A 2,987-nucleotide genomic window follows, 5' to 3' on the forward strand; every position below is an offset into this window, starting at 1 on the left:
ACGCCAGCGTGGCCTGATGCTCCGCCCCGTCGAGCCGGTAGCGCAGGCCGATCGGCAGCGTCGGCGCCAGGCTGGCGGCGGGCGCTCCGGGCTGACGCTCGGGGGAAGTCTCGTACAGCAGCAGCGCGGCCAGCGCGGCCGCACGCCGGCGCAGCGGCGCGTCGGGCCGCAACAGCGCATCCTGGTGCTGGCCGATGAAGGCCGTGGTGGCTTCGCCCGCGGCAAAGGCCGGATGCGCCAGGCAGCGGCCCAGGAATACCTGGTTGGTGGTCACGCCGAGCGCCACCAGGTCTTCCAGTCCGCGGGACAGCTTGCGGCAGGCTTCGTCGCGCGTGCCGCCGTGGCTGACCAGCTTGGCGATCATGGAGTCGTAGTAAGGCGGAATCGCCGCGCCACTGCCCAGCGCATGCTCCACCCGCAAGGCGGCCGGCGCCTGCCACAACGCAATGGCGCCGCTTTGCGGCATGAAGCCCCGGTCGGCGTCTTCGGCGCACAGCCGCACTTCGATGGCGTGGCCGGAGAAGGYGACGTCTTCCTGCGCCAGCGGCAGCGGCTCGCCGGCGGCGATCCGCAATTGCAGCGCCACCAGGTCCAGGCCGGTGATCGCCTCCGTCACGGGATGCTCCACCTGCAGCCGCGTGTTCATTTCCATGAAGTAGTAATTACCGTCGCGGTCCAGCAGGAACTCCAGCGTGCCGGCGCCTTCATAGCCGATCGCCTTGACGGCGGCCACGGCGGTGGCGCCCATGCGGGCCCGCAACTCGGGGCTCACCGCCGGCGATGGCGCTTCCTCGATCAGCTTCTGGTGGCGCCGCTGCACCGAGCAGTCGCGCTCGCCMAGGTGGATGGCGTTGCCATAACGGTCGGCCAGGATCTGGATCTCGATATGGCGTGGTTCGATCACGGCCCGCTCCAGAATCACCTCCGGATCGCCGAAGGCGCCCTGCGCCTCCGAGCGCGCGCTACGCAGCAGTTCGGGGAACGACCGCGCATCGGGCACCAGCCGCATGCCGCGCCCGCCTCCGCCCGCCGTGGCCTTGATCATCACCGGAAAGCCGATGCGTCCGGCTTCGGCGCACAGGCGCGCTTCATCCTGGTCTTCGCCCYGGTAGCCGGGGATGCAGGGCACGCCGGCCGCCATCATCAGGCGCTTGGCGCCGGCCTTGTTGCCCATCGCCACGATGGACTCGGCGGACGGGCCGATAAACACCAGCCCCGCCTCGCGGCAGGCCCGCGCGAAGGCGGCGTTCTCGGCCAGGAAGCCGTAGCCGGGATGCACCGCATCGGCGCCGCAACGCCTGGCGGCCTCGATGATGGCGTCGATGCGCAGGTAGGATTGCGCCGGCTGCGCCTCGCCGATATGCACCGCCTGGCCGGCCTCGTGGACATGCCGCGCATCGGCGTCGGCGCTGGAGTAGACCGCCACCGTGCGGTAGCCCAGCGCGGTGGCGCTGCGCATCACGCGCAGGGCGATTTCGCCGCGATTGGCGATCAGGATCTTGTGGAATGGCGTGGGCTGCTTCATGGTGGCCTGTTCTGGTCTTTAGCTTTGAACGCTTACTTCGCCTGGGGAAACGTCCCCATGAACTTGCACAGGATCTGCATCATGACCTCGTCGGCGCCGCCGCCGATGGAGGTGAGCCGCCCGTCCCGGAAGATGCGCGAGATCGGGCTTTCCAGCACATAGCCCATGCCGCCCCAGAACTGCAGGCAGCGATCCGCTACCTCGCGCGACAGCCGGCCCGCCTTGAGCTTGGCCATGGTGGCCAGGCGCGTGGCATCCTCGCCCCGCACCATCATCTCCACGGCGCGCCAGCACAGCGCGTGCAGCGCTTCCACCTCGGTCTGCAGTTCGGCCAGGGTGTAGTGCACCCACTGGTTGTCCAGGATGGAGCGGCCAAAGGCCTTGCGCTCGCGGGTGTACTCGATGGTGAGGTCGATGGCCTTGGCGCACCGGCTGCATGAGCTCAGGGCACCCCACAGCCGCTCCACCTGGAACTGCTCCATCTGGTAGGTAAAGCCCATGCCTTCCTGGCCGATGCGGTAGCGCTGCGGCACGCGCACATCGTCGAAGTAAAGCTGCGCGGTATCGGACGAGTCCATGCCGATCTTGCGGATCTTCTTGGCCACCGAGACGCCCCGGGTCTTCATTGGCACCACGATCAGCGTCTTGTTGCGGTGCGGGGCCCCGTCCGACGTATTGGCCAGCACGCAGCAGAAATCCGCCTGGGTGCCGTTGGTGGTCCACATCTTGCCGCCGTTGATGATATAGTCGTCGCCGTCGCGCCGCGCCGTGGTCTTGATCGAGGCCACGTCGGAGCCGCTGCCCACCTCCGAGACGCCCAGGCAGGCCACGTACTCGCCGCGGATCGCGGGTGCCAGGAATTCGCGGCGCAACTCCGCGCTGCCGTGGTGGGCCAGGGCCGGCGTGGCCATGTCGGTCTGCACGCCGATGGCCATCGGCACGCCGCCGCAGTTGATATCGGACAGCGTCTCAGCCAGCACCGCGCTGTAGGAGTAATCGAGGCCCATGCCGCCATCCTCCTCCGGCTTGGACAGGCCCAGCAGGCCAAGCTCGCCCATCTTGCGGAAGACTTCATGCGCCGGGAAGATCTCGGCCTCTTCCCAGGCATCCACGTACGGATTGATCTGCTCGGCGATAAAGCGCTTGATGGTGGCGCGCAGCGCCTCGTGTTCGGGGGTGAGTTGCATGTCTCGGGTCTCCGTTCTCTGTTCTCTGTGTTCTTGTCTTATGTTCCGGATGGGGCCGTGGCCTTCAGGTCAGGGCCGCGCCACGGCGAATTGCATGGGTTGCGGTGTCCTGGCGTCGCCCTCGCGGCAGACGGCCAGCACATTGGCCAGCACCGCACGCGTATTGCGCGGGTCGATCACGCCATCGTCCAGCACATGGGCGCTGGTGACGAACACGCTCATCTGGCGGTCGAAGCGCTCCACGATGCCCTTCTGCAACGCCTCAAGCTGGTCGG

The 2,987-nt window shown here is 68.1% G+C and carries 2 protein-coding genes and 1 pseudogene; all 3 read right to left on the reverse strand.

The window, feature by feature from the left end; translation table 11 throughout:
• On the reverse strand, positions 1-1,525 hold a 1,525-nt coding region (locus AC1DKD_RS40450; protein ID WP_477144665.1), incomplete at its 3' end, for an acetyl-CoA carboxylase biotin carboxylase subunit.
• Between the two features lie 32 nt (positions 1,526-1,557).
• On the reverse strand, positions 1,558-2,712 hold the full coding sequence (locus tag AC1DKD_RS40455; protein WP_276285953.1) for an acyl-CoA dehydrogenase family protein: 1,155 nt from the start codon (positions 2,710-2,712) through the stop codon (positions 1,558-1,560).
• 69 nt (positions 2,713-2,781) lie between these two features.
• A pseudogene (locus tag AC1DKD_RS40460) lies at positions 2,782-2,987 on the reverse strand (acyl-CoA carboxylase subunit beta); the annotation flags it as partial.

The sequence above is a fragment of the Cupriavidus sp. 05T313 genome (assembly GCF_056396665.1).

Excerpts from the sequence above, each read along its gene's own strand:
- AC1DKD_RS40455 (WP_276285953.1), bottom strand. The coding sequence starts at position 2,712 with ATGCAACTCACCCCCGAACACGAGGCGCTGCGCGCCACCATCAAGCGC.